Here is a 24733-nt window from a genome sequence, read left to right as displayed (position 1 = left end):
TGCCTTGGTTGTATCGATAATCGGATAGTGCACCGTTTGGTAGTATTGCTTGGCACTGTCTGCGATTTCTCCCTTGATATCACCATCCGCTATTATTTTCGCGACTGCTTTTCGGTAGTTCGTTAGTGCGTCCTTTAATTTCTGGGACTCTCTTAAAAACTGCTCGACAAAATAACGTACTTCGCCTATATCAATGCGTGGCATCCGCTTTCGCCTCTTTCGCTCGTTCGACGTCAGCTTTTGCTTGTTTGTGCTCTGCTTGTAATTGGTCATCTAAGTTGTAGAGTTTCTTTTGTGTCATACGTTGTTCCTGTGCTAAGTCTAATGCAATCGCACCTAATTTATTCTCCGAGTGGTTTCCTCGCCATGCGTTCCCAATTCGTGAAAGCAAGTCATCTTGTTGCCGTTTCAACTGTCTGAATTCACGCTCCACATCTTCCAATTCACGTTGTTTCTCTATATTCCTTCGTACTGCTTCCTCCTGGTGTTTCATCCCTTTTTTCACTCCTCATGTCTGTTTTTATTTGTCTAAATGAAGCGCTTTACTCCACATGTCCGCCATCTCTTTCTCGGTGGCGACAAATGCCTGCTCGACATTTTTTAGATTTTGCACATCCTTGTTAAAGGCTTCTGGCATAACTTGAATCATGTGAGCTGCGTCCATACTGCTTTGTACCAATTGGCGTGCAGAACTCGTCGAATAAGACATCGTTGGTTGCAGATGGAACGATATGTCATGCGCGCTACTGCCAATTTCCTTGGCATGCTCCGCTAAACGCCCGCTTGGTAATTGAATTTCCTTTGACATCACTTTACTTCCTTTCTAGTTGGATTTTCTGTGTAATAATTGGATCATATTCTCATACATATCCAAACAGGATTCTCCTGATCAGAAAATCCCGTTAGTCTTTATTCTACTAGCATACTTAATCAAAATTAGTGCTACTTATCACACCGTTTATTAACTTCTATCGTAATAAACTCCGGCAAATAGTTTGGCGTACAGCCTTTTGAAACTACTTCATCTTTATAAAGTCCTGTTCTCTCGCCTATTTCCATGCAACGTACGCGATTCGCTTCATCATAAACGCCTATCCAGCCTGCCAGAAAATTCATCGCCCATTTCACTTCTGGTTCCTCCTGCATAATAGTAGTTTCCAATGCAGCTAGTAAGTCCTCGGTGTTATCAGGCGGTGTTTGTCCCGTCCATCTAAGTCGTGCTTGATAATACCAAAAAGTTCGCCTTTGAAGAACATAGGAACTGGCTTCCCATGACTCCATCAACGCGATTGTCTTCTTATCTTTGGCGAGCTGATTCGCCATTAACCAATCCATTAAATTATTTCGCTCATCGAAAGGGTGCGTCTGCATATCTTCATCCAGCTTATTTAGAAAATCTTGCGTGAGAAGTTTTTTATCCATAATTAAGATAGCTAATAATCTCGGCAAAAAGGCTTCACTTGACCAAAGTTCCATCGCTAGCTCGTGATCTTTTTTTTATGTCCTTCGCAATTTTTCGTAAATCACCTAGCTTTGTTTGATTGTCAATCTGAGCTAAAATACTTTCTGCTTTTGAAGAGCGGTTTGTTTTACTATCCATTTTTATACAGATCCTTTATCAAACACTATCAAAACTTGCTGGATAACGTACAACTCCCGATGGCATCTCTTCCCCGAGCGGATACACCATAAAATTCACATCTGGAACTTCAATCGGCGCGTGATTTGATAGTTTTTCGCTAATCCAAAACCAAATCGCGGATAATACGTCTCGTGTCCCAAAACACTAATACAGCTATAATCCGTCGTTTCTGCTTCGGCAATTCCAGCCTCAATCAACTGCGCACCAACGCCTCGTGACTGCCACTCGGGTTTCACAGCAACTGGCGCTAATACCAGAATCCGCTCCTCCCCGACAAAGCACTCGCTCAGCAAACTGTAACCAATAACCTCCGAGCCGTCCTTCGCAACGAGCGCAAGTTCAGGCACATAGTGTTCAGAAGCCATAATCGCGTCCACTAAATCGGCTTCGGCATGCGTTGGAAAACTTGCCTCCAGCACCTCACGAATCCCTTTTACATCCTCGTTTTTCGCGACATCAATCAGAATCATCGAACACGCACCTCCGCCATCAAAATTTCCAAGCCTTTGATTGCGTCCAAAACCGTCGTTGCCGTAATCACACTAGGCATCAAATGAATCGTCTCATCCCTGGCCGTCGCACGTTCTGCCACACGCGCTAACTCCGCATCCGACAAGCCGTCCAGCCCCATATCATGCAAACACGTTGGCAATCCCAAATCCTGATAAAACGGCGTCAATGTCACAATCTCATCCGGTCGTCCCTCGATCATCAACTGCACAAAAACACCATACGCCACCTTATTCCCGTGCAACAAATGATGCGTCGCGTCAAGCACCGTAAGCGCATCATGAATCGAATGCGCACCAGAAGTCCGACCGTAATCATCGCCAAATCCGCCGACCATGCCGCCTACCATCACATTCGTCTCGACTACCTTCACAAACGCTTCGCTCAGTTTCCCGTCACGCATCGCTTGAAGCGCCGCCACACTCGATTCCAGCAGAATATCCCGACACAATTTTGCCGTGTAATGTGAAATATCAATCTCCACAGACCGTTCCGCGAGCTGCGAAATAATCACGTCCGCCTCATACCATTTCGCTAATGTATCCCCGATTCCCGCGACCATCCATTCAATTGGCGAGTCCAGAATCACCGCTGGATCAAGCAACACCAACGCATTACTCCGCGCAAAAATATCATACTGCAACATTTCCCCGCGCGTATCATACATCACGCTAAGTGGCGTCCAAGCAGCACACGTCGCCGCCAAAGTAGGCAAAATCACGACCGGCATCGCTAAATAAACCGCAACCGCTTTCGCCAAATCTGCAATTTTCCCGCCTCCGACACCGATAATCGCATCGACATGACCCGTTTCCGCAAGCACCGCCATCCGGTCCCGCTCCTCAAACGAACATTCGCCGCCATACGGCTCAAAAATCACGTCCACGCCAGCCAAATCAGGAAAAAACCGTCTCGCCTTCTCCCAAGACACGCCACCATGAATCACCAAAACCCGCTTCAAACCGCGACGCTCCAAATGTTCACCTAGTGCGTCCCAAGCACCAACCCGGCATTCAAATTCCTGCGGCGCACCACGAACAATCAAATTTTTCTCCACAAGCCCTCAGTCCTTCGCAATTAATAAATAGTCTTCTTTTTGCTGGAAAGTAAGAACGATTTCCGTACCAACACCATGTTCCGACGAAATAGCAATCTTGTGCCCCAATTTACAAGACATCTGGCGCGCTAAATAAAGCCCCATTCCAGTGGCCTTCTTCTCCGTCCGTCCAATCATCCCAGTAAAACCTTGCTCAAAAACGCGTGGCAAATCCTCTTCCTTAATCCCGATTCCATTATCGCGAATATGTAACGCCACGGTTCCACCAGACGCACTCACATCGCACCATATCTTGATTTCACCACCCGCATCCGTATATTTCAGCGCATTCGTCATCACCTGATCCAAAATAAAACCAAGCCACTTACTATCGCTACGAACATCAGCCTTAATCTCCGCCAAATCCAGCTTCATTTTTTTTCGAAATAAACTGCTTCGAATGCCGTTTCACACACTCACGAACCACAGGGCCAAGCGCCATTTCCTGAATAAAATAGTCCTTCGCAAACGTATCCAACCGCGAATAATAAAGCGCCTGCATCACGAGTCGATCAATCGAATCCAGCTCCGCCTCCACCCCGCGATAAATCGTCGTAGGATCATTCAAATCCGGATTATTAATCAACATTTTGCTCGCCACAATCGGTGTCTTCACCTCATGCACCCAATACAAAATAAAATCATGATATTCCTGCTGCTTATCACGCAATTTCGTAAGCGCCCGTTGCTCCTCCAGATGTTTTTTACGCATCAATTCATTGAAAAAAGCCTGCTCACGCGTACGCGGTTTTGGCAATAATTCCAGAATATTTTCCTCGATTTCGCCATCCACCAATTCCTTCATTTCGTTCCAATACGTGCGTTTAAACGAATAACCGAGCACCAAATACGCAATCAAAAACAGCAGCATAAAGACGTACAAATAAATAATATTGCCCAACGTCAACTGACTATTCGGATCAACCGCAAGCAACACACCAATAAAAAACATCACGACCACAAAGAACAGCAAGAAAAACTTCTTATCGCGCACATAGCTCCACCAAGTCATATTAAACCTCCACTTCAATAAATCCAAACCTGTTAAAATCAAATAACCCCTGATCCGTCAATTTCAAATTCGGAATAACTGGCAATGTCAAAAATGATAACGTCAAAAATGGATCAAAACCTTGTTTCGCACTCACATCACGGAACGCGTCATTCAAACGCCCTAACTGATGCTGAATCTCCTCATACGGCTGCACACTCAAAAGCCCAGCAATCGGTAACGCCAAATCCGACGCTACTTTTTCATCCTTCACGACAGCGATGCCACCACCAATTTTTGTAATATGCTCAATTGCCGCCATAATAGCTGCATCCGTCGAGCCTACCGCCACAATATTATGTGAATCATGCGCGACCGTCGTTGCAATGGCACCATTTCGAATACCAAAACCCTTCACAATACCGACACCAACACAACCCGTGCCTTTATGCCGCTCGACCACGACCATTTTCAGCTGATCCTCTTCAATCGACGTCTGAAATTCGCCATCTTGAACAGTCACAGTCTCCACCAAATGCTCCGTAAATAAACTATTCGGTTGCATGCCAATCACATTCGCCGTCGTGTTTCCCATCGCAAGCTTCAAATCCTCACGCTTTAACGAATGCCTAATCGCCGGTGATTCAAACGCACGATCCGCTTTTTGAAACCGCGCCTCCACTCGCAAACCATCATCCACAACAACCTGACCACGCTTCATCACTTTCGTAATCGTCACCGTTTCCAAATCACGCAAAAACAAAATATCCGCCTGATATCCCGCCGCAACCGCGCCAAGATGTGGTAACTTGTGACACGTCGCCGCATTAATGGTCGCCATCTGAATCGCCATCACCGGATCAATTTCATTCGCAATCGCGAGCCGCACATTATAGTTAATCGAGCCCTCTTCCAGCAAATCATCAATCAATTTATCATCCGTACAAAAACAGAACCGGTGACTATTCTTCAGATTCACCGCAGGCAATGTATGTATCATATCACGGCCAACCGTACCCTCACGAAGCATGACAAACATCCCGGCGCGCAACCGATCCATCGCCTCAACCGCCGTCGTACTTTCATGATCCGTCCGAATTCCGACCGCTAAATAATTGTTCAAATCCGCTCTTGTTAAACCAGCACCGTGCCCATCAATCCGACCACCATGCTGTTCCGCATCCGCCATTTTTTGCAACATATCTTTATGACCCTTTGCCACAGAAGGAAAATCCATCACTTCTGCGAGTCCAATCACTTTTTCATGCTGGTAAAGCGTGCATAAATCACTCGCCAGAAGCGTCGCACCATTATGCTCAAACGGCGTCGCAGGAACCGAAGACGGCAGCATCACGTACATATCAAGCGGCGCCTCTTTTGCATCATCCAACATAAATTCAATACCTTTTGCACCCGCCACGTTCGCAATCTCATGCGGATCTGTCACAATCGTCGTCACACCATTTGGCAATAACACCCGCGCAAACTCAGAAGGAGGCACCATCGCACTCTCCACATGCACATGCGCGTCAATGAAACCAGGTACAATAAACTGGCCCATCGCATCAATGATTTCCGCCGCATCATCAAAGTCGCCAATCCCGACGATATAACCACTCTTAATCGCAACATCGCCCTCCATGATTTCACCCGAAAAAACATTCACGATTCGGCCATTCTTAATCACCACATCCGCCGCAGCGCGTAAATCACTCACCGCCACCCGTTCTTGCAATTGCTTTACTTTCCGCATCAACGTTTCCCCCTTTCACGTCTCACTCGGTTTTAACTCACTGAAAACCTTCGTCCGCCAAATAGCCATCCGCCGCTTCACGAGAAGGGAAAATCGCCTCTAAATGATCATCCGAATAAATCGCCCACATCTTGTTCTCATAACGCAAAATAACAACTGTCCGATACGCATCACGAAACGCTTCCTCATAACCCTCTTCGAACTCGTCTCCATCCGTACTCAAAAACGCGATAGCCCCCGTAATCAGCTCCCTGATTTCACTTTCCGTCGCTTCACGAATGTTAATAAAACCGTTCTTGTCCGCATCATCCAAATAAGGCGCATACACAAAGGCATTGCCATTCGGATGCAAATGATTGACCGCGATTCTTTTTTCACGCACACTCTCCGGGAAATGATAATTAATCCGCCCCATCGAAACGGGATGTGCCTCTAGTTCTGTATATTCATCAATAATATTCTTTTTCTCTTCAAAGGAAAGCATTCCTTCGTCACATCCTTTTTCTCATTTTTCTTTACTGCCTTATTATACACTAAATCCACTGACAAAACGCGGAATCTAAAGCATAAGTACGACTTTTATTCCATCCTCGCGACACATTTCCCATAAATATCTTATTAAAATCATTTTTCCACTAGCTCAAAATTCACTACTTTGCTTTAAAAAACGATATTCAAAAAATCCGATACAGCAACGATTCTCTCTGTTATAATAGGCTAATAGAGAAGTTGCGATGGTGCTGATCCTGATGAAGGGGTGATGCTTTTGATTTCTAATGTTTCTATGCTGTTACTCCTTTATCAAGCGAGGAATAAATCATGTCTACTTTTGAGACACTTACACTAATGATCGCATTTGCGGGCTTAGTGGTTCTCATTATCGACCAGCAAAACGACAAAAAGAAATGACCTCCAACTTTTGACGAGTTAGGTCATTTCTTTTAATGTACTGAACTATGTCACCGTTTGTAACGGCTCTATTAGGAAGCCATGTTAGCGCATGGCTTCTTATTTCTTTTTCATTATAACAGACTCGACCAACTTCGGCAACCACTTGTGTAAATCCTGAAACTCAAATCCTGCTTCTCTCGCCTTCGCATTATCCAAGTAATACGTCTTCTCCACGCCAAAAGGAGAATCATCGTTATCCTCAGTAATCTCTTCCACAATCGCGGTTTTCCCAGCCGCTTCCTCAATCAAACCCATCAACTCAGACAAGCGGTACACCGAATCACTCGCCGCGTTAATTGGTCCCATGATATCCGACTTCGTGCCAACCCAACATAAGAAATCCGCCGCTTCATCCGATGAAATAAAGCCCATTTCTGCTTCCTCATTCGGCATACCAATCTCTTCTCCCGCCTGCACATGATTGATATGAAACTCGAGTCTCCCCGTGTAATCATCCTCGCCTAGCACAATCGGAAAACGCACCGCTACGACAGGAAAGTTCGCCTTTTGGAAAAATACCGCCTCCGCCAAACGCTTCCCTTCCCCGTAATCAAAATCTTCACGCGACCCTGTCACAATTTCATAATGAAACGGATCAAAATCAGCTTCCACTAACGCCCGATCACGCATCCGATATACCGAAAGCGACGACGTATACACATATTTCCCGACCTTATCTCGAAAAGCAGCAATCGAATACAACGCATCTTGCGGCGAAAAACAAATATTATCGTAAACAACATCCCATTGCTCCTGCGCCAAACAAAATAAAGCTTCCCGCGACTCCCGGTTCATTTTCACACGTTTCACCGCATCACCAAAATCATCCGTTGTCTTACCACGTGTCGCAATCGTCACATCATGCCCATCCGCCAATAGTCGCGTCACCAATTTTTTACCGAAAAAACGCGTTCCACCAAAAACTAGAATTTTCAAATGAAGCACTCCCTTACTCGATCATGTATCCCTGACCTTTTTTAGTCGTAATAAAGTCTGCCAAGCCAATTTCCGTCAGCTTTTTGCGAATCCGAACAACATTCACCGTCAGCGTGTTGTCATCAACGAAACTCTCATCTTCCCAAAGCACACGCATGATCTCATCGCGACTCACAATCCGTCCTTTTTGCTTCAATAACTCGTATAAAATCAAGAATTCATTTTTCGTCAATTCCACTTTTTCATCCAAATAGGTCAACGTGTTCGTATCGATATGCAGGAAAACATTATTATGCTCCATCACGTTCGGCTCCTCAAGCTCTACATACGAATACGTGCGGCGAATCAACGCATTAATCCGCGCCATCAACACATCCAGATCGACCGGTTTTTCAATATAATAATCCGCACCCATGTTCATGCCCATAATCTGATCCATCCGCGAATCCCGCGACGACAAGAAAATAATCGGCACATTCGACACCTCGCGAATCTGATTACACCAATAAAACCCATCAAAATACGGTAAATTCACATCCAAAATCACCAATTGCGGTTCCACTTCCAAAAATTCATTTAAAATATTATTATAATCGGCCACAACCGCGACCTCAAATCCCCATTTTGACAAATGCTTCTGAATCGTATCACGAATAACGATGTCATCCTCTACTATATAAACCTTTACCATGCTCATCTCTCCTTCGCCTCATTCCATTGTACAGAAAATTCGGCCACCATTCAAACGTTAATCATCACCATTTGCCACCATCTTCGTATACGTGTTCACACAAACAAAATAATAAACAATGAAAAACACCGTGTAAATCGTCGTACTAATCATAACCGGTGCGCCAACACTGTACAATAGGTTCACTGACAAGCCAATCATCGCCGCCACACTATGACAAATCCCTAAAATAAGCGGGATCAAGAACACCGGCAACACCTGCTTCGCGATAACAGCACGTACCTCTTTTTGGCTCATACCTAGCTTCTGCAATACATCAAACCGTGGCCTCTCATCCACCGCCTCCGTAATCTGCTTAAAGTAAATAATACTACCCGTTGCCGCAAAAAATACAATTCCCATAAACATTCCGATATAAAGCATCACGCCAATAAGTGTACTCATCATATGGTAGTTTGAATAAAAACTCGACAATCTACCACTGTAAAAATAAAAATAAGGATCGCTGACAACAATTTTTTGAATTTTATGATCCAAAGCTTCTGCTCTATCCTCATTTGTCACCTGAAAAATATCAATATGCCTCGGCATCGTTTTCCGACTTATTTCTTGATACAGTCTGTCATTCACAACCAAAGTAGAAAAAACCATATCCGTATTAAACACCACATGATTATAAATAGCTTTTATTTTCAAGCTATATTTCATAGGATTATTCTTAAAAGTCACCGTATAAGGGTCTTTCATCCACAAATGGGCCCGCTTCTTATTTTCAAACCGGCCGTTCGGACTGAGAAAAATAGCTTCCCCATCATCCAATTGCTTTATTTGCTGTGAATCATTGTCTAATTTCATCGCTAATCTATTGTAATCCGATAGCGCCATCACAGAAAATTGAGTCATTCGCTGATCCACATAAGGAATGCTTTCATCAACTTTATCAATCACGTCCCCATTATATATATCTACTGCATCATGATACACCAATGTATTCGACTTACTTTCTCGAATTGCTTCCAAAATTTTCGCTCGCTCCGTCTGCGTACTCCAGTTTGTCTGATAACTATTCGGATTTGAAGTCTCCGCAAAAGAAATAATATTCGTATAAAAAGAACTAAGCGCACCAATAATCGTTAATGTCGTGGCACTAAGAACCGCAATCATAGTCAGCGTCCCCGCCGTTTTTTTCATACGATACCGTAACCATGTAATCGTTAAAATATTCGTCCCATTATAGAAAAATGACTTACGTAAAAATAATTTATAGACAACGTACGGAAACAAAAAAACGCAATACTAACCACGTTCCCAAAATCACACCGAATAAGACAAATAACATCGATGCAAAGAAAAATTTCTCCGTCCAAAAAATAGATGCCTGAATCGATCTCGTCGCTAAAAAATAACCAAATCCAATCAGAAAAAGACCAACAATCGATAACGTAAGTGAACCCTTTGCCGGATTTTTTTCTCGAACATCTGCTTTAAAAAGTTCCACCATGCTATGCCGGTACACAATCCAATATCCATTTGCCGTCGTCACAATCAGAATAATCCCAAATACGAGCAACGTAGATAAAATCGCCGACACCGAAAACGTGAATCCACTCGCAATCGACAAATCCATAATCCGAAACAGCAACATCGAAAAGAATTTAGAAAAAAAACACCCCAATCACAATGCCCGATACAACAGCCATAACATGCATCATCAAGTTCTCATAAAAAATAATCCGCCCAATCTGCCCCTTACGCAAACCAAGCAACGAATACAATCCCAATTCCCGCTTCCTGCTTCGTGTAAAATAATTACTAGAATAAAAAATGAAAAAGGCCACAAATAGAATCAGCACAATTGCTGCGGCCATAAATACGCCCTGACCACCGATTCCCCATTTGTCAAAAATCACACCAATACTTTTCGTGTAAGCCAAAGAAACGAATGTAAAATAAATCAACACACTCAAAATCAACGAACCAAGGTACATCGAAAACTGGCTGAAATTTTTGCGCACGTTCGTAAAAGCAATGTTAAATAGTGTCATTCAGTCCACCGCCAAGCATTGCCAGCACATCCAAAATCTTCTGAAAAAACTGCTTCCGAGTCGCCGTCCCGCGATAAATCTCCGTGAACAACTCCCCATCCTTAATAAACAAAATCCGTTCACAAAAACTCGCCGCAAACGCATCATGCGTCACCATCATAATCGTTGCATTCCGCGCCTCCTTCGCCTGAACCAAACTCTCCAACAAGTTCGTCGCAGCCTTCGAATCCAGCGCCCCAGTTGGCTCATCCGCAAAAATCAACGCAGGGTTTGTCACCATCGCTCGACTCACCGCCGTCCGCTGCTTCTGCCCACCAGAAACCTGATTCGGATATTTCGCCGCCAAATCCGCAATCCCAAACTGGCGCATCACCTCCGCAACACGCGCCTCCACCTCACTTGGCTTCACCTTCGAAAGCGATAACGGCAATGCGATATTGTCCTTAATCGTCATCGTATCCAACAAATTATAATCTTGAAAAATAAATCCCAACTTATCTCGTCTGAAAATCGCCATCTCTTTCGCGCGCATTTCCTCAAACGGTTTTCCAGCGATTTCAATACTACCAGAAGTCGCTTTATCAATCGTTGACAGAACGTTCAGTAACGTCGATTTCCCAGCACCACTCGGGCCCATCACCCCAACAAATTCACCTTCACGCACCTCTAGACTCACACTATTTAGCGCAGGAAAAAGCGTACTTTTCGAGCCATATACTTTTCTAACATTTTTCGCTTGTAAAATAACACTCATTCACTAAAAACCTCCGCTCCAAAATCTCTCTTCATCCATTGTACACTAAAAACATAGGCATTCGCACCTGACCTTGAGACGTAGTTAGAAAAAAAGCCTTTCCTGATGGCTATGTCCATCAAAAAAAGCTCTATTTCTTTCATTCCTCCGTCTTATACAACGCCATGCATTCCTTAATCAACATTTCCAAATCCGCGAGTGGCATGTTCACATCCGCCGCGACGATATCCCACGCCATCTCTTGCTGATCCTTGATTTTCGTATAAACCAACATCCTACCTTGTGAGAAAAGTTTAAACGAAGGCATCGTAACCCGTACTTCCTCCACACGATTCCACGCTTGAAAATCCCCACGATAAGCCATTCCCTCAGCGGAAAGCTCAAGCGTTGGTGACACGTTAAGCAATCGAAATAACGGTCGCAAAATAATGAAACCAATAAAAATCAGTAAAATCAGTTTTTCCGTCCCATTCACTGCCTTCACATAATCGAAAATAACATATAATAATAGTCCAATCGCAATCCACAACAGACTGCTCGAAATAACTAACGTATGATTCACCTTAAACTGTGCCTTTTCACCACTTGCAATCTTCTCTGCAAAATCTTCTGTCAACATCAAAACCTCATTTAAATTCAGACTTATCTTTATTGTACCTTGAATAAAACAAGAAAGATAGGGTTAATCTAGACAATTTTTCGATTTTTGCGTTAAAATAGACCTATATGGAAGGTGGCTAAAACATGGCTCGAGAAGATTTTTATGAAACGAAGAACGGACGAACTTCTTTTTTTTGACGGTGGTTTATTGCAATTTATCGGTTGGAGTATCCTTGGAATCCTTGTGACAGTGCTAACGATTGGCATTTGTTATCCATGGGCTTTGACAATGAATTATGGCTGGAAAATCAATCATACCGTTATAGAAGGACGCCGAATGCAATTCAACGGTTCCGCATTTGGCTTATTTGGAAATTGGATTAAATGGCTGCTACTTATTATCATCACGCTTGGCATTTACTCCTTCTGGGTCTTCATTAAGTTGGAAGATTGGAAAGCACGGAATACAACGTTTGCAAATTAATTCGTGGCTTTTCTTAATGCAAAATTGCTTTGTTTTCTATCGTCAGTTCCTCCATAAATACTTCGGGGTTCGCCTCAATCAGTTGCAAAAGACGTGACGCTGAGCCGTTTGGATTATTTCGACCACTTTCCCATGCCTCCACAGTTTTGACAGAGATACCCATCAATTCAGCAAAAGCGCTTTGCGTGAGTTCGACTTTTTGACGAAACGCTTTGATGTCTTTCGCTGTATAGGTTGGAAGCTCCGTAATCATGATTTTTTTTAGTTCGTGCTTTTTTTCGTATTATCCGCGTGAGCAACTGCTTGTTTCAATCCTCTTTCTAGAGAATCAAATAATTCTGTCATGTTCATCACTCCTCATTCAAGATATAATTCCTTCAATGGAGACACAAACGTGCCGAGTTGTTTGCGCTGTGCGTCCGTAAGGTTATCTGCCTCGCGCTTATTTATCAATGTTATCAGCAGAATCAAATGATTGCTCTCGATATCCACATAAAAAATCCGAAATCCACCACTCTTGCCACCTTTAGCATCTATCTTAGAATAACGAAATTTCCTAAGTCCATTCGTATCCTTCAAAAAAACGCCTTTCTTAGGTTCAGACAACAGTATCTGCTCAACATTATAGTAATCTTCGCTCGTAAATCCTACTTTCTTGGTGCTACTATCAAACTCATCAACGTAAACAAATTCTCTGGTTAGATGCATATTCTTCGTCTCGCTTTCTTTTAGTATACCCTACTTAATAGGGTAAGTCAATTTTTTATGTTTCCTAATTATACTAAAGAAGCTCCCCCAGAAATGATGTCATTCCCCGTTTACATCTGACATCTCTTACACCAAAGATCTGGCAACACGGATACATATGTCTTATCAAACGTCATCAAATCATACAACATTTTGTCATAATAACCGAATTCGTCCTCATGCCCCAACAAGTCATTCATCGCTTTCATCCGACCAAGGGCATCATGCGCCATGTCTTTGAGCGCAGGAATAATATACCCCGTTATTTTGATTTGCCCAAACGCCGTTGCCAGAACCACTTGATCCGACTGCCAAACATCGTGCTCACTCGCCGCAACCAACTTAGCAAGCGATCCCTCATCCATATCTTTCGGAGCAAAATACGTCACGCCCCACTGGTCCTCCACAATATACCGCGGAAAATCCGATAAACTAATCCCCTCCACTTCCTTATCCTGAAAAAACTCCTCCAGCGCGACCAATACATCAGCACCCTCATCACTGCCAAACGGCGCTTCCTCGTCTCCACAATCGAAATAAAAATCCGATTTAAAATGCGCCACAAAATGCGGATGGCTCGTCTTGCGGTCCGGCCCAACTTCCGGATTATCAAAATACATGTCAATTGCCATTCTATTCGTCTCCTCTTCACGCTTTATTTGTGATTCTTTATACAATCCTATTCTACCAAAGCTAACCCGAAAATAAAAGCCATTCCCCATTGAAAAAAAAACGCACAGTATTGTAAGATGAAAGCAGTTTTCAATTAGGGAAAGAGGGATTATATCATGGTTAAGTTGCTACTCATTATTCCATTTATTTTTATATTAGTCGGAATGCCCTTTGCCAACCGAATCCAGCCGATGGTGCTTGGCATACCGTTCAATCTATTCTGGGTTGCCGCGGGAATCCTACTCTCCACCTGCATCCTAGGCATCGTCTATCATTTCGATAAACAAAATAAGGGGGAAGAACAATGACCGCACTCCTCATTTTAACGGCTTTTTTCCTACTTACCTTAGTCATCGGAATCAGGGCACGCCAAAAACAGAAAATGAACCTAGAAAACTGGGCAGTCGGCGGACGCAGTTTCAACACCGTCTTCGTATTTCTACTCACAGCAGGCGAAGTATACACCACGTTCTCCTTTCTCGGCGGAAGCGGCTGGGCATACTCCAAAGGGATATCTGCAGTCTACGTCATGGTTTACATCGCCTTATCTTACGTCACGTCCTACTTTTTATTACCACTCATTTGGAAATATGCACACGAACACCGACTCGTTTCCCAGTCCGACTTTTTCGCGAAAAAATACAACAGTAATCTGCTCGGCGTGGTTGTCGCGGTCGTTGGTGTCATCGCGATTATTCCGATTGTCGTCATCCAATTAAAAGGACTCGGCATCATCGTTTCGCTTACATCTTACGGCGCGATTCCAATGAAAGTTGCTGTCGTTGTTGGAACCATCGCGATTATTATTTATTCCGTGATTTCCGGTATTCGCGGCATCGCTTGGATTGCGGTCCTGAAAGACTTCATGATTCTGGCGGTTATTGTCTTCATGGGCATCTACTTGCCGGTTCATTATTACGGCGGTATCGGCCAAATGTTCGACCAAATTGCGGCGGTAAAACCCGAACTACTCACGTTTCCGCATACAACATATACCGTGACTTGGTTTATCTCGACCGTCCTGTTTTATGTACTCGGTTTCTACATGTGGCCACAAGTTTTTGCGTCCACCTTCACTGCCAAAAACGCCCGAACCTTCCGTAAAAATGCGATTATCAGTCCCATCTATACATTAATGCTCTTATTTGTGATTTTTATCGGACTTACCGCTGTTTTGCAGGTTCCAGGACTTGAAGGTGACGCGAGCGATCTTGCCTTATTACAACTCGCGATGAAGACATTCGACCCGTGGTTTGTTGGTATCATTGGTGCTGCAGGCATGCTCACTGCCCTTGTTCCAGGATCGATGCTCCTCATGAGCGCTGCGACCTTGCTGACAAAAAACATCATTTACAGCTATAAACCCGACACATCCGACGCTAAAATTGCAAGCCTATCCAAGTTTTGCGTCCCAGTTCTCGCGATTATTTCCTGTCTATTCGTTTTTCAAGGAGGAAATGCCTTAGCTGCGATTCTACAAGTCGGCTATAGCTTGATTGTACAGCTTTGCCCGTCGCTATTCGCCAGTCTAATGAAGCGTAACCCAGTGACAAAGCAAGGCGCGCTCGCTGGAATTATCGTCGGTATCTTGATTACGATTTTCATCAGTAACTACAGTATGACACTCGCGACACTACTTCCAAACGTTCCAACCGCAATTAGCGATATCAACATTGGCTTCCTGCCTCTAATCGCAAACATCATCGTGACACTAATCGTGAGCTTACTAACACGCAAAAAAAACGCAGATGGCTTAAAAAAGCTGTCTGCGTTTTTTGTATCTATTCCATATCAATCGTCGTTTTCTTTTTCGTCAAGCGCAGAATCGTGTAATACACAACCCCCACCGCAAGCCATGAAATACCAATGATTTTGGCCAAGTTATCCAGATTAATCATTACGTACAGAATAATCAAGAAACCAATCACCGGCACCACCAAATGTAGCAGGTAGTTTTTCGATTTCATTTTGATAATGTAGTGATAAACTACCGAGACGTGAATCACCAGAAACGCCGTCAACGCCCCGCAGTTAACGATCGATGATAGAATCCCGATATCGTTTACGAACACAAGTCCGACAACCAACGATACAAAACCAACCATCAACGTGCTCAAATATGGCGTCTGGAAACGAGGATGCACTTTTGCAAGGAACTTAGGTAAGTTCTGATCGCGCGCCATTCCGAATAGAATCCGTGAAATAGCGGCCTGTGCTGCGAGTGCGTTCGCGAAGCCCCACGAAAGAATCGTTGCGATAATCGTTACATTTTTCAAGAACGGCCCGCCTGCTTCTCCCGCAATTTGATAGAACGCGGTGTCAATATTGTCAAAATTGAGATAATCCGGATGAATCAACGCCGCAATGTACGTCTGAATGATAAACAAGAATCCGACCAACATCAGCGCCCACAAAATCGCTTTTCCGACCGTCTTATTGCCACCTTTCGTTTCCTCGGCAAGCGTACTAATGCCATCAAAACCTAGGAAACTAAGCACCGCGACCGAAACCGCAGTCATTACAAACGGCAAGTTAAAATCGGCGGCATTATAAATCGGTTTCATCGTCACGCCATCACCCACGCCATTCGAAATCGCGACAACACCAACCGCAATAAAGATAGCCAAAACAATCAATTCACCGACAAGGAAAATAATGTTCGCCCGCGCCGTAAACGCAATCCCGCGAATATTAATCCAACTGTTCACCAAAATAAAGATCACCAGCCAAATCCAAACCGGCACATCAGGCACAATCGCTTTTAACGAATTCGCCGAGACCACATAGAGTAGCGCGGGTACAAAAACGTAATCCAGCAAAATCATCCAACCTGCGAGAAATCCGACTGTTTTGTTAATGCCACGCTGCGCATAGGCGTACACCGAACCAGCGATTGGAAAAGCCCGCGACATCGAGCCATAACTAAGCGCTGTAAACAACATCGCGACCATACCGATCATATATGTAAGTACGATCATTCCCTTTGATGCCGTTACTACTTCCCCGTATATGCCGAACGGGGCAATCGGGACCATAAAAATCAGGCCGTAAATAACTAAATCTTTCAATGTTAATGTTCTCTTTAATTCCTGCTTGTAGCCAAAAGACTCCAAACTCCCTTTTTCAGGTTGTGTCATGTTAGTTCAGCTCCCCTGTGCTCCATTTTGTAAGATACGTAAGTGGTAATTCCATTCGCGCCGTTTTATTCGGATCAACAATTTGGCAGACCCGCAAATCGGCTGCAAGAGATAGTAAATGCACAGCGTTTCCTTTGGACAAATCCGTGTATTGCTCCACAAAATGAACCATCTGTTTCGTCGCCATCACGCTTGCCTCGTCTAATGTTTTCGCAGAAGCAATCGTCGCTAGCTTCCCATCACGAATTAAAAACGGCGTCGGCCAATCCTTATTTTTGATAACTTTCACCGTCACCGTAATATCGCAAGGCACTTCCGCTCCACAAACCGAAACTTCACCATCTCCCATCGCCGCATGACAATCGCCCATCGCAAGCAAAGCACCTGCCACGTTCACCGGTAAAAATAGCGTCGTTCCTTCGCCAATCTCCTTACAATCCATGTTTCCACCATGCGCGTTTGGCGTTCCACATGAAACCGCATCCCCAGCTGGCGCCGTCCCAATCACACCAATCATCATATTCAGCGGTATATCTATCTTTTCTGAAAACTTAATCGCGCCATTTTCAATCGGAAGACGGCGAATCGTATTTTCCGTCAACTCATCACCCATCACGCCCGAATCAGACCCTGTAAATAACGTCGCCGTGTCACCGATATCCAATTTCTCAATCGTCACCGCGAGAATATCACCAACCTCCGCGCCTTCCACATAAACAGGCCCAGTCGCAGGATTAATCCGATTCCAGTCCAACTTCTCAAATGCACCATGTTCATCCGTAATTTGGTCCTCAAAACAATCATATGCTTCAAAAATGAGTCGGTCACCGTCTTTGGCTGTTGCAATTGCTTGATTCGCTTTGTCCATCGCATAAATCGGCGCGCCTTTTTTAATTATCTGTACCATTTCTATGTCACCCTTTCCACTTGAATGCATCTATCTTATAGCTAAATTCGCCGTTTGTCAATGTAGATTTTTGACAATTGCGAACATACAAACTAGACACAGAATACGCACATCCATGTCTAGCTTATTATTCTATGCCGTCACTTCTAAAATCGGCGTATAGCTTTTGCGACTAATCCTTCTCTTTTATTCCAATATAATATCTGCTTTCTGTGTCCAATCGAACGTGATACCATAAGGATTTTTACGATTAAACACCTTTGTAGCGCGCCCTAACATGATCTCTGGGTGTAAAAAGAATGTCATGTATTTCGTACTATGCTGAAAACCTTCCCCAGCATCATTTCTAGCAATGATTGTAATGTGCGTATACATCTTCGTACTCTCGGACACTAATCGAATGTGAAAGCCATCCATCTTTTCCTGAAAATGAAGTTCCCGCATGTACCATCACCCCTCACTAATTATATGTATATAGCCACTTTCACACAAAAATAAACATGTCCAACAAAAAAAACACCGTACAAAATTTCGTACAGTGTTACACGCTTTATTTTTTTGAAAAGTACGCGCTCACTTTATAACTCACGCGCTCATCCTTAGTCGCAGCCGTATAAATCGCGGCAATAAACACCGTGATCATCTCAAAAGCAACCAAGATAACCGTCGCCTGAACACCCATTCCTAGCAAAAAAAATCGCCCAGTAAATGCGCAGCGCCAGAACAAGCATCGTAATCCACGCCCGCCCTTTACTTTTCGGTATGAAATCAAAGACATGCGAGACTAAAGCCACGAGCACAAACCAAAACAATTGACTAACTGTAATCACAAAATCTACACTCCTACGCGTTTAGTTCTTTATCTAACTTCTCTTTAAAAGCGGTAATCTTATCAAAAGCAATCACAAAATCAAAATCACTCATGCTATAATTACTAACAAACTCGCCATCACGGTAGCGAATCATCAACGAAGGTCGAACCGTGTCGCCAATCGCATCCTTACTCGTAGCGCCACCATAAAATACCCAATGCGTCGCAGTTGGTGCATTCTCTGATTTTTGCGTCAGATCCGTTTGCACCGTCGACACGATAGTTTCTTGCAGCGCCACGTCTAGATCCCCTTCTACATAACCATACCAAACCGTGCGATAATAACGAGCCTCCGATTCATGCGTTTCATCGAATAACTTTTTCATTTTTGTAGCCTCCTCAAGTATCTATTAAAAGCGATCGTTCAACCCAATGCCATCCATAATCCGGTCCACATTCTTCTCAATCCGCGACTCCCGCGTTTTCGCTTGTTTCGGCGTCGCAAAGAACAGAATATATGCTCGCTGACGTCCCGGAGTCAATCCCTCAAAAGCCTCTTTAAAAGCCGGCATTTCATCGAATTTCTGCTGCAACTCTTCCGGAATTCCTACTTCCTCCTGCTTCTTAAATTCCACTTCCACCCCCGATTTCTCAATGGCAATTGCTTCCTCCATGTATGCCTTAATAATCGGCTCCATCTCCACAACCTGCTCCAAACTCGTGAACCGAATCTGACGCGCCGACTGCACATTCGGCGTTTGCTGAATTAAAATAGCCTTCGGATCCTTAAACAGCACACCCTTCATAAATAAAACTGCAAAATACTCCTTAAAACCATGTACCAAAAAAACATTCTTGCCCTCGGACATGAAACAAATATTTTTCCATTTAATATCTTCTGTTAAGCCACATTCCAGCGCTATTCTTCTCAATTCTGCAAATTCGTCCTTATACCTCTTCGCTTTGCCCAAGTACTCATCCACTTTAGGCGTCATTTCACCTGCTGCCATCAAAGAACACCTCACTCTAAAATTCTTTTCGTATCAAGTGTTATTTTAACTTAATTTAGGAGGACTTGCAACTTTATATAAGCGTTAACACCGTCACACACTCCACATGCGTGGTATGAGGGAACATGTCAACAGGCTGAACAACTTTTGCCTCGTAACCACCATCCGTCAACACCAACATATCCCGCGCTAATGTTGATGGATTACACGACACATACACGACCCGTTTCGGTTTCATTTTCAAAATCGTTTCAAGTAAGGCTTCATCGCAACCTTTGCGCGGTGGATCAACAACGAGCACGTCTGCCACGATACCTTCTTTAAACCAAGTTGGAATCACCTCTTCGGCTTTCCCAACTTCAAACGTGACATTATCCATCTTGTTCAATTGAGCATTCGCGCGCGCGTCTTCAATCGCTTGCGGCACAATCTCCACACCGTATACCCGTTTCGCCTCTTTCGCCAAGCAAAGCGATATCGAACCAATCCCGCAATACGCATCAATCACCGTTTCCTCACCCGTAAGTTCCGCCAAACGCAGCGCTTTTGCATACAAAACCTCCGTTTGCTCCGGATTCACCTGATAAAACGACCGCGCCGAAATCGCAAAAGAAATCCCGTGAATCGTGTCCATAATATACTCACGGCCCCATAAAACATCCGTACGATCACCAAAAATCACATTTGTATTCGCCGCATTCACATTCTGAACAAGCGATGTCAAACCAGGAATCGCCGTCTGCAACTCCGCCACAATCTGCTCCTTATTTGGAAAATTCGGCTTCGTTGTCACCATCACAAGCATCAATTCCCCCGTCGTTGTCGCAAAACGCGTCATCAAATGGCGCAACACACCTTTTCGCGTCGTTTCATCATACGGTTCGATATGATACTTCGCAAAAACACCACGCGCTATCTGAATCGCCGCATCATTTTGCTCATGCTGGATCAAACACGTATCCATGTCAATAATCTGATGCGAGCGCTGCTGATAAAATCCCGCGACCAATTTCCCATTCACAAACCCAACTGGAACTTGCGCCTTATTCCGGTAACGCCAAGGCTCCCCCATACCAAGCGTCGGCAATACCTCGACATCCTGTTTCCCAATCCGCTTCATCACTTGTGCCACTTGTTTCTGCTTCACACGTAATTGCCCGTCATAACTCAAATGCTGCAACTGACAACCACCACACTGCGAATAAACAACACAAGGCGGCGTCACCCGATCCACACTTTCCTTCGTCAACTCGATAATTTTGCCAAATCCGTAGTTCTTATTCGTCTTAATAACCTTAATCCGCGCCATCTCTTCCGGCAAACCCTGTGGCACAAAAATCGGATAACCATCTATCTTCGCGACAGCATTGCCATCGTGCGTTAAATCCTCAAAAACAACATCAATACACTCATTCTTACTCACTGGAGCACCCATATTTGCCCTCCCTCTTATATCTAGACTCTTCACATTATACCAAAAAAAAGATAGGTGCACACCTATCTTTTTTCCTTAATCACATATTCCAATCCAACTGGTTGCGTAATCTCCTCATCGCTATCTCCTTTAAAAAAAGGCAAACGACGTCTTCTCCACGCTAAACTGATATTCTACCTGTCTAGGATAGGCGGTCACAGTTTCACCAGTCGTAACATTAAATTCATCTTCTAAATACTGACTCGATATCTTCGGATTAATACCCAAAATTGGCGCAACTTTCTCAGCAAGACCGCTAGAATAAATCGTTTCTAGCTTCTTATTGAGTTGCATTGTTGTCCCCGCTTTTGCTGTAAGTCCAAAGCTTTTACCCGCCGTTTTATCCAAGGTTCCATTCAAAATCGAATAGCTCGTCAAAAAGCCATCCACTTTATCATTCGTATACTGAAATGTCGCCGGATTCATCACCGTTGATACCTTATTCGCAAAAATTCTAACTCGGAAACGATCCATCGCTTGATATTTCGAATCCACTTTGGCCATTTTTGTTAAAACGGCTTTATTCGTTGTATCGAGGATTAAATCGCCATTGCTTGCGATGCTCGTTACCGTACTATCCCCTTTGATAGGAACAACCAGATTCGGCCCAATCGCAATGCTTGTGTTCGTCTTAATCCACGTTCTATTACTATCCATTAATTTCGCTTGATCAACCTCAGGCATCACTTCTTCCGCCTGCACATTCCAAAATATAAGAAAGGCTGCACCCCCGATGGCTATGCATGCCAACAAACCAATAATAAAACGGCTTACACGACTGCTTTTCAAGTCGCAAACACCTTCTTCCTTGTTTCTAACTGTGTCATAACAGCTTTCACCATTATATCGCATTTTACGGATTAATACAAGTTCTTTACAAAGATTACGTTATTTCCGGAATATATTACAAAAGCCGAATGCCTCCTTCGCATAGACGAGGCATTCGACTTGTATATTTGTTTACTAATCCATCATTTCCATTTGTTTATTATTTAAGTCCGATGCTGGAATATCTGCCACGTTTGCAAAGAAGGAAATATGTTGCTTCAAGTTTTGGAAAGTCATCGGTGTTTCCCCACCAAGTTCACCGTCCAAATTGATTAGCATCTGTTCATCCGAATGCACAATGATCTTCTCAGACTTCACATAGATCACGTTCGGCTCCTTAATATGATCGCCTCGCAAAGCCAGTGTCACCAAACGAATAAACTCTGCCAAGTTCACTTTTTTCACGATAATCAGTGAGAATTGGCCATCATCTAATTTCGCATCTGGTGCAATTTTCTCAAAACCGCCGATCGAATTGGTAAGTCCGAGCAAGAAAAACATTGCCTCCCCTTCAAAAATACCATCGTCATACTCGACCTTCACTGGCGTTGGCTTGAGTGATGGCAACATTTCAATGCCTTTTAGATAGTATGCTAACTGACCAAGCATCGTTTTCAAGCGACTCGGAACATCATACGTCAGCTCGGTAATCCGTCCACCACCGCCAATGTTAATAAAATATGTGTCGTTCGCTTTCCCAATATCCATCGCGACGCTAGCACCTTTTGCAATGATCTCTGTCGCTTTAATCACATCCCGTGGAATCTTCAACGCCCGTGCAAAATCATTTGTCGTGCCAGTCGGGATAATCCCTACTTTCGGCCGGTAGTCCTGCTCTGCGATACCATTAATAACCTCATTAATCGTACCATCACCGCCTGCCGCAACGACTAAATCATAGCGATCCTCCACAGCTTTTCGCGCCTCATTTTTCGCATCATTTTCTGCTGGTGTCGTCGCATGGGAGCTCGTTATATATCCTGCATTCTCCAATATTGTCAGCACATCAGCCAGGTTTTTCTTAATAATCTCTCGCCCTGATGTTGGGTTGTAGATCACCCGCGCTCGTTTTTGCATAGTATATTCTCCGTCCTCTCAAATCTGAACACAAATTTCTACATTTGTCACAGCCCCGAATACTTACTATTATACCAAATTACTACTCAAAAACCCATTTTGAAGATAAGCAATACGCAAATAAAGTTACTAGGAGCTGCATCCATCATGCTCCCAGTAACTTCCGTATACTATTTAGCGTTTGTTCATTTCATCGACTAAAATTTCGTTTACCATCGTTGGATTAGCTTGGCCTTTTGTCGCTTTCATGACTTGTCCAACAAGGAACCCAACCGCGCGATCTTTTCCGTTTTTGAAATCGGTCACAGATTGCTCGTTTTGGTCAAGGATACCAGAAATAATACCTCTTAGTTCGCCAGCGTCAGAAATTTGAATAAGACCTTTCGCTTTCACGACTTCCTCCGCATCTCCGCCGTTCATAATCAACTCACGGAAAACTTTCTTCGCAATTTTGGAAGAAATCGTGCCTTTTTCAATAAGTCCAATCATGCCTGCTAGGTTTTCAGGTGTTAATTTCGTATCTACAAGCTCTTGTTGTTCCGCATTTAGATACGCAGAAACTTCACCCATTAACCAGTTAGAAGCTTGTTTTGCATCGGCACCTTTTACGATTGTTGCTTCAAAGAAATCGGACATCTCTTTTGTTAGCGTCAGTACCATCGCGTCATATGCTGGGAGACCAAGATCAGCTACATAGCGCGCTTGGCGTTTATCTGGAAGCTCTGGAATTTCAGCACGAATGCGTTCTTTCCAAGCGTCATCAATATATAAATCTACCAAATCCGGCTCTGGGAAATAACGATAATCGTCCGAACCTTCTTTAATACGCATCAACGTCGTTTTCCCAGTTGCTTCTTCAAAACGGCGCGTTTCTTGTTCAATAATACCACCAGCCATCAAAACTTCCGCTTGACGTTTGATTTCATATTCGATACCTTTACGCACGTTGGTGAATGAGTTCAAGTTCTTAAGCTCGGTTTTCACGCCGAATTCTTCTTGACCAACTGGACGAATCGAGATATTCGCATCACAACGCATCGATCCCTCTTCCATTTTCACATCAGAAACACCTGTGTATTGGATGATCGATTTGATTTTTTCAAGGTAAGCATAGGCCTCATCAGCTGAACGCATATCTGGCTCAGACACGATTTCAATAAGCGGCGTACCTTGACGGTTAAGATCCACAAGTGAGTAACCGTGCGATGTATGCGTATTTTTTCCTGCATCTTCTTCTAAATGAAGGCGTGTGACACCGATACGTTTCTTTTCGCCATTTACTTCCACGTCAATCCAACCATGTTCGCCGATTGGTTTATCGAATTGTGAAATTTGGTAGGCTTTCGGATTATCTGGATAGAAGTAGTTTTTGCGATCGAATTTCGTATGTTCTGCGATTTCACAGTTGATCGCCATCGCTGCTTTCATACCATATTCTACTGCTTTTTTATTCAAAACTGGTAGCACGCCTGGCATCCCAAGGTCGACCACATGTGTATTTGTATTCGGTTCAGCGCCAAAATGAGCAGGTGCCGGCGAAAAGATTTTGGATTCTGTTTTCAATTCTACATGGACCTCAAGTCCGATTACTGTTTCAAAATTCATATGTCTCGCCCT

31 protein-coding genes and 3 pseudogenes are annotated in these 24733 nt (G+C 43.8%); 4 read left to right on the top strand and 30 right to left on the bottom strand.

The window, feature by feature from the left end; all coding sequences use genetic code 11:
• The 9 genes and pseudogenes from PCORN_RS03710 to PCORN_RS03670 form a co-directional block, all read right to left on the bottom strand.
• Positions 1 to 204 (bottom strand): T7SS effector LXG polymorphic toxin (locus tag PCORN_RS03710; protein ID WP_036077672.1); only part of this gene is annotated, 204 nt, incomplete at its 3' end.
• Positions 191 to 493, bottom strand: a complete 303-nt coding sequence (locus tag PCORN_RS03705; protein WP_036077670.1) for a hypothetical protein — start codon at positions 491 to 493, stop codon at positions 191 to 193. The genes PCORN_RS03710 and PCORN_RS03705, both read right to left, overlap by 14 nt.
• A gap of 27 nt (positions 494 to 520) precedes the next feature.
• The gene (locus tag PCORN_RS03700) at positions 521 to 808 is read right to left on the bottom strand and encodes a TIGR04197 family type VII secretion effector (RefSeq protein ID WP_036077668.1); all 288 of its coding nucleotides are present in this window, start codon (positions 806 to 808) and stop codon (positions 521 to 523) included.
• Between the two features lie 134 nt (positions 809 to 942).
• Positions 943 to 1600, bottom strand: a pseudogene (locus PCORN_RS03695) (DNA alkylation repair protein).
• Between the two features lie 95 nt (positions 1601 to 1695).
• A complete protein-coding gene (locus PCORN_RS03690; RefSeq protein WP_051999226.1) occupies positions 1696 to 2112 on the bottom strand; it encodes a GNAT family N-acetyltransferase in 417 nt (138 codons plus the stop codon).
• On the bottom strand, positions 2109 to 3209 hold the full coding sequence (locus PCORN_RS03685) for an iron-containing alcohol dehydrogenase family protein (RefSeq protein ID WP_036077666.1): 1101 nt from the start codon (positions 3207 to 3209) through the stop codon (positions 2109 to 2111). Before PCORN_RS03685 ends, PCORN_RS03690 begins: the two co-directional genes overlap by 4 nt.
• Positions 3210 to 3215: 6 nt before the next feature.
• A pseudogene (locus tag PCORN_RS03680) lies at positions 3216 to 4260 on the bottom strand (sensor histidine kinase).
• A gap of 1 nt (position 4261) precedes the next feature.
• The gene (gene ade, locus PCORN_RS03675) at positions 4262 to 5992 is read right to left on the bottom strand and encodes an adenine deaminase (protein WP_036077663.1); all 1731 of its coding nucleotides are present in this window, start codon (positions 5990 to 5992) and stop codon (positions 4262 to 4264) included.
• 37 nt (positions 5993 to 6029) lie between these two features.
• Positions 6030 to 6476: a hypothetical protein gene (locus PCORN_RS03670; RefSeq protein WP_036077661.1), complete on the bottom strand. Its 447-nt coding sequence runs from the start codon at positions 6474 to 6476 to the stop codon at positions 6030 to 6032.
• A gap of 335 nt (positions 6477 to 6811) precedes the next feature.
• On the opposite strand from PCORN_RS03670, the gene PCORN_RS21210 reads away from it, so the two are divergent.
• The gene (locus PCORN_RS21210; RefSeq protein WP_420912010.1) at positions 6812 to 6901 is read left to right on the top strand and encodes a putative holin-like toxin; all 90 of its coding nucleotides are present in this window, start codon (positions 6812 to 6814) and stop codon (positions 6899 to 6901) included.
• 99 nt (positions 6902 to 7000) lie between these two features.
• Here PCORN_RS21210 and PCORN_RS03665 read toward each other — a convergent pair whose 3' ends face one another.
• The 8 genes from PCORN_RS03665 to PCORN_RS03645 form a co-directional block, all read right to left on the bottom strand.
• Positions 7001 to 7879 carry an NAD-dependent epimerase/dehydratase family protein gene (locus tag PCORN_RS03665; RefSeq protein WP_036077659.1) on the bottom strand — a complete coding sequence of 293 codons (879 nt, stop codon included), beginning with the start codon at positions 7877 to 7879 and terminating at the stop codon, positions 7001 to 7003.
• Positions 7880 to 7892: 13 nt separating this feature from the next.
• The gene (locus PCORN_RS03660; protein ID WP_036077657.1) at positions 7893 to 8570 is read right to left on the bottom strand and encodes a response regulator transcription factor; all 678 of its coding nucleotides are present in this window, start codon (positions 8568 to 8570) and stop codon (positions 7893 to 7895) included.
• A 57-nt stretch (positions 8571 to 8627) separates the two neighbouring features.
• Positions 8628 to 9761: an ABC transporter permease gene (locus tag PCORN_RS18170; protein WP_149024238.1), complete on the bottom strand. Its 1134-nt coding sequence runs from the start codon at positions 9759 to 9761 to the stop codon at positions 8628 to 8630.
• A gap of 70 nt (positions 9762 to 9831) precedes the next feature.
• Complete coding sequence (locus tag PCORN_RS18165; RefSeq protein WP_149024237.1) at positions 9832 to 10245, bottom strand: hypothetical protein; 414 nt, start codon at positions 10243 to 10245, stop codon at positions 9832 to 9834.
• The gene (locus tag PCORN_RS18160; RefSeq protein WP_051999223.1) at positions 10226 to 10615 is read right to left on the bottom strand and encodes an FtsX-like permease family protein; all 390 of its coding nucleotides are present in this window, start codon (positions 10613 to 10615) and stop codon (positions 10226 to 10228) included. The genes PCORN_RS18165 and PCORN_RS18160 overlap by 20 nt, the downstream gene beginning before the upstream one ends.
• Entirely contained in the window at positions 10602 to 11369 is a 768-nt protein-coding gene (locus PCORN_RS03650) for an ABC transporter ATP-binding protein (RefSeq protein WP_036077655.1), read from the bottom strand. Before PCORN_RS03650 ends, PCORN_RS18160 begins: the two co-directional genes overlap by 14 nt.
• Complete coding sequence (locus tag PCORN_RS19775) at positions 11366 to 11512, bottom strand: hypothetical protein (RefSeq protein ID WP_206537419.1); 147 nt, start codon at positions 11510 to 11512, stop codon at positions 11366 to 11368. The genes PCORN_RS03650 and PCORN_RS19775 overlap by 4 nt, the downstream gene beginning before the upstream one ends.
• On the bottom strand, positions 11509 to 11985 hold the full coding sequence (locus tag PCORN_RS03645) for a hypothetical protein (protein WP_420912011.1): 477 nt from the start codon (positions 11983 to 11985) through the stop codon (positions 11509 to 11511). Before PCORN_RS03645 ends, PCORN_RS19775 begins: the two co-directional genes overlap by 4 nt.
• 128 nt (positions 11986 to 12113) lie before the next feature.
• On the opposite strand from PCORN_RS03645, the pseudogene PCORN_RS03640 reads away from it, so the two are divergent.
• Positions 12114 to 12453 (top strand): annotated as a pseudogene (locus tag PCORN_RS03640) (DUF898 family protein).
• A gap of 13 nt (positions 12454 to 12466) precedes the next feature.
• Here PCORN_RS03640 and PCORN_RS03635 read toward each other — a convergent pair.
• The 3 genes from PCORN_RS03635 to PCORN_RS03625 form a co-directional block, all read right to left on the bottom strand.
• A complete protein-coding gene (locus tag PCORN_RS03635) occupies positions 12467 to 12706 on the bottom strand; it encodes a helix-turn-helix domain-containing protein (RefSeq protein ID WP_051999221.1) in 240 nt (79 codons plus the stop codon).
• Positions 12707 to 12810: 104 nt separating this feature from the next.
• The gene (locus PCORN_RS03630) at positions 12811 to 13161 is read right to left on the bottom strand and encodes a hypothetical protein (RefSeq protein WP_036077651.1); all 351 of its coding nucleotides are present in this window, start codon (positions 13159 to 13161) and stop codon (positions 12811 to 12813) included.
• A gap of 110 nt (positions 13162 to 13271) precedes the next feature.
• Positions 13272 to 13832: a hypothetical protein gene (locus PCORN_RS03625; RefSeq protein WP_036077649.1), complete on the bottom strand. Its 561-nt coding sequence runs from the start codon at positions 13830 to 13832 to the stop codon at positions 13272 to 13274.
• Positions 13833 to 13988: 156 nt separating this feature from the next.
• Between PCORN_RS03625 and PCORN_RS03620 the strand changes: the two genes are divergently transcribed.
• Together PCORN_RS03620 and PCORN_RS03615 are read left to right on the top strand one after the other, a co-directional pair.
• Positions 13989 to 14180, top strand: a complete 192-nt coding sequence (locus PCORN_RS03620) for a DUF3311 domain-containing protein (RefSeq protein WP_036077647.1) — start codon at positions 13989 to 13991, stop codon at positions 14178 to 14180.
• Positions 14177 to 15742: a sodium:solute symporter family protein gene (locus PCORN_RS03615; protein ID WP_077913770.1), complete on the top strand. Its 1566-nt coding sequence runs from the start codon at positions 14177 to 14179 to the stop codon at positions 15740 to 15742. The genes PCORN_RS03620 and PCORN_RS03615 overlap by 4 nt, the downstream gene beginning before the upstream one ends.
• Here the strand turns inward: PCORN_RS03615 and PCORN_RS03610 are convergent.
• The 10 genes from PCORN_RS03610 to gatB form a co-directional block, all read right to left on the bottom strand.
• Entirely contained in the window at positions 15654 to 17009 is a 1356-nt protein-coding gene (locus tag PCORN_RS03610) for an APC family permease (protein WP_036077644.1), read from the bottom strand. The genes PCORN_RS03615 and PCORN_RS03610 overlap by 89 nt on opposite strands.
• A 1-nt stretch (position 17010) precedes the next feature.
• Positions 17011 to 17916 (bottom strand): acetamidase/formamidase family protein, encoded by a 906-nt coding sequence (locus PCORN_RS03605; RefSeq protein WP_036077643.1) that lies wholly within the window; start codon positions 17914 to 17916, stop codon positions 17011 to 17013.
• A 186-nt stretch (positions 17917 to 18102) separates the two neighbouring features.
• Positions 18103 to 18360, bottom strand: coding sequence for a hypothetical protein (locus PCORN_RS03600; protein ID WP_036077640.1), 258 nt, complete (start codon positions 18358 to 18360; stop codon positions 18103 to 18105).
• 106 nt (positions 18361 to 18466) lie between these two features.
• Complete coding sequence (locus PCORN_RS19225; protein WP_159102522.1) at positions 18467 to 18607, bottom strand: hypothetical protein; 141 nt, start codon at positions 18605 to 18607, stop codon at positions 18467 to 18469.
• A 152-nt stretch (positions 18608 to 18759) separates the two neighbouring features.
• Positions 18760 to 19113 (bottom strand): hypothetical protein, encoded by a 354-nt coding sequence (locus tag PCORN_RS03590; RefSeq protein WP_036077636.1) that lies wholly within the window; start codon positions 19111 to 19113, stop codon positions 18760 to 18762.
• 24 nt (positions 19114 to 19137) lie between these two features.
• A complete protein-coding gene (locus PCORN_RS03585) occupies positions 19138 to 19737 on the bottom strand; it encodes a YdeI/OmpD-associated family protein (protein WP_036077634.1) in 600 nt (199 codons plus the stop codon).
• Between the two features lie 73 nt (positions 19738 to 19810).
• Positions 19811 to 21172: a 23S rRNA (uracil(1939)-C(5))-methyltransferase RlmD gene (gene rlmD / locus PCORN_RS03580; RefSeq protein WP_036077631.1), complete on the bottom strand. Its 1362-nt coding sequence runs from the start codon at positions 21170 to 21172 to the stop codon at positions 19811 to 19813.
• Between the two features lie 129 nt (positions 21173 to 21301).
• Positions 21302 to 22000, bottom strand: a complete 699-nt coding sequence (locus PCORN_RS03575) for a hypothetical protein (RefSeq protein ID WP_036077628.1) — start codon at positions 21998 to 22000, stop codon at positions 21302 to 21304.
• A gap of 174 nt (positions 22001 to 22174) precedes the next feature.
• A complete protein-coding gene (locus tag PCORN_RS03570) occupies positions 22175 to 23116 on the bottom strand; it encodes a diacylglycerol kinase (RefSeq protein WP_036077626.1) in 942 nt (313 codons plus the stop codon).
• Positions 23117 to 23290: 174 nt separating this feature from the next.
• Entirely contained in the window at positions 23291 to 24721 is a 1431-nt protein-coding gene (gatB, locus tag PCORN_RS03565) for an Asp-tRNA(Asn)/Glu-tRNA(Gln) amidotransferase subunit GatB (protein ID WP_036077624.1), read from the bottom strand.
• Positions 24722 to 24733 lie beyond the last annotated feature (12 nt).

The organism is Listeria cornellensis FSL F6-0969 (genome assembly GCF_000525855.1).
GTDB classification, from domain to species: Bacteria; Bacillota; Bacilli; order Lactobacillales; family Listeriaceae; genus Listeria_A; species Listeria_A cornellensis.
This window is presented reverse-complemented; position numbering and strand designations above follow the sequence as displayed.

Bases quoted from the DNA above. Each gene is read 5' to 3' on its own strand.
- PCORN_RS03585 (WP_036077634.1), bottom strand. From the start codon at position 19,737: ATGGCAGCAGGTGAAATGACGCCTAAAGTGGATGAGTACTTGGGCAAA.
- PCORN_RS03690 (WP_051999226.1), bottom strand. From the start codon at position 2,112: ATGATTCTGATTGATGTCGCGAAAAACGAGGATGTAAAAGGGATTCGT.
- PCORN_RS03605 (WP_036077643.1), bottom strand. From the start codon at position 17,916: ATGGTACAGATAATTAAAAAAGGCGCGCCGATTTATGCGATGGACAAA.
- PCORN_RS03615 (WP_077913770.1), top strand. From the start codon at position 14,177: ATGACCGCACTCCTCATTTTAACGGCTTTTTTCCTACTTACCTTAGTC.
- PCORN_RS03635 (WP_051999221.1), bottom strand. From the start codon at position 12,706: ATGATTACGGAGCTTCCAACCTATACAGCGAAAGACATCAAAGCGTTT.
- PCORN_RS03660 (WP_036077657.1), bottom strand. From the start codon at position 8,570: ATGGTAAAGGTTTATATAGTAGAGGATGACATCGTTATTCGTGATACG.
- PCORN_RS03625 (WP_036077649.1), bottom strand. From the start codon at position 13,832: ATGGCAATTGACATGTATTTTGATAATCCGGAAGTTGGGCCGGACCGC.
- PCORN_RS18170 (WP_149024238.1), bottom strand. From the start codon at position 9,761: ATGAAAAAAACGGCGGGGACGCTGACTATGATTGCGGTTCTTAGTGCC.
- PCORN_RS03570 (WP_036077626.1), bottom strand. From the start codon at position 23,116: ATGCAAAAACGAGCGCGGGTGATCTACAACCCAACATCAGGGCGAGAG.
- PCORN_RS18160 (WP_051999223.1), bottom strand. From the start codon at position 10,615: ATGACACTATTTAACATTGCTTTTACGAACGTGCGCAAAAATTTCAGC.
- PCORN_RS03705 (WP_036077670.1), bottom strand. From the start codon at position 493: ATGAAACACCAGGAGGAAGCAGTACGAAGGAATATAGAGAAACAACGT.
- PCORN_RS03620 (WP_036077647.1), top strand. From the start codon at position 13,989: ATGGTTAAGTTGCTACTCATTATTCCATTTATTTTTATATTAGTCGGA.
- PCORN_RS03610 (WP_036077644.1), bottom strand. From the start codon at position 17,009: ATGACACAACCTGAAAAAGGGAGTTTGGAGTCTTTTGGCTACAAGCAG.
- PCORN_RS03700 (WP_036077668.1), bottom strand. From the start codon at position 808: ATGTCAAAGGAAATTCAATTACCAAGCGGGCGTTTAGCGGAGCATGCC.
- rlmD (WP_036077631.1), bottom strand. From the start codon at position 21,172: ATGGGTGCTCCAGTGAGTAAGAATGAGTGTATTGATGTTGTTTTTGAG.
- PCORN_RS03670 (WP_036077661.1), bottom strand. From the start codon at position 6,476: ATGCTTTCCTTTGAAGAGAAAAAGAATATTATTGATGAATATACAGAA.
- PCORN_RS03590 (WP_036077636.1), bottom strand. From the start codon at position 19,113: ATGAAAAAGTTATTCGATGAAACGCATGAATCGGAGGCTCGTTATTAT.
- ade (WP_036077663.1), bottom strand. From the start codon at position 5,992: ATGCGGAAAGTAAAGCAATTGCAAGAACGGGTGGCGGTGAGTGATTTA.
- PCORN_RS19775 (WP_206537419.1), bottom strand. From the start codon at position 11,512: ATGAAAGAAATAGAGCTTTTTTTGATGGACATAGCCATCAGGAAAGGC.
- PCORN_RS03630 (WP_036077651.1), bottom strand. From the start codon at position 13,161: ATGCATCTAACCAGAGAATTTGTTTACGTTGATGAGTTTGATAGTAGC.
- gatB (WP_036077624.1), bottom strand. From the start codon at position 24,721: ATGAATTTTGAAACAGTAATCGGACTTGAGGTCCATGTAGAATTGAAA.
- PCORN_RS03650 (WP_036077655.1), bottom strand. From the start codon at position 11,369: ATGAGTGTTATTTTACAAGCGAAAAATGTTAGAAAAGTATATGGCTCG.
- PCORN_RS21210 (WP_420912010.1), top strand. From the start codon at position 6,812: ATGTCTACTTTTGAGACACTTACACTAATGATCGCATTTGCGGGCTTA.
- PCORN_RS03600 (WP_036077640.1), bottom strand. From the start codon at position 18,360: ATGCGGGAACTTCATTTTCAGGAAAAGATGGATGGCTTTCACATTCGA.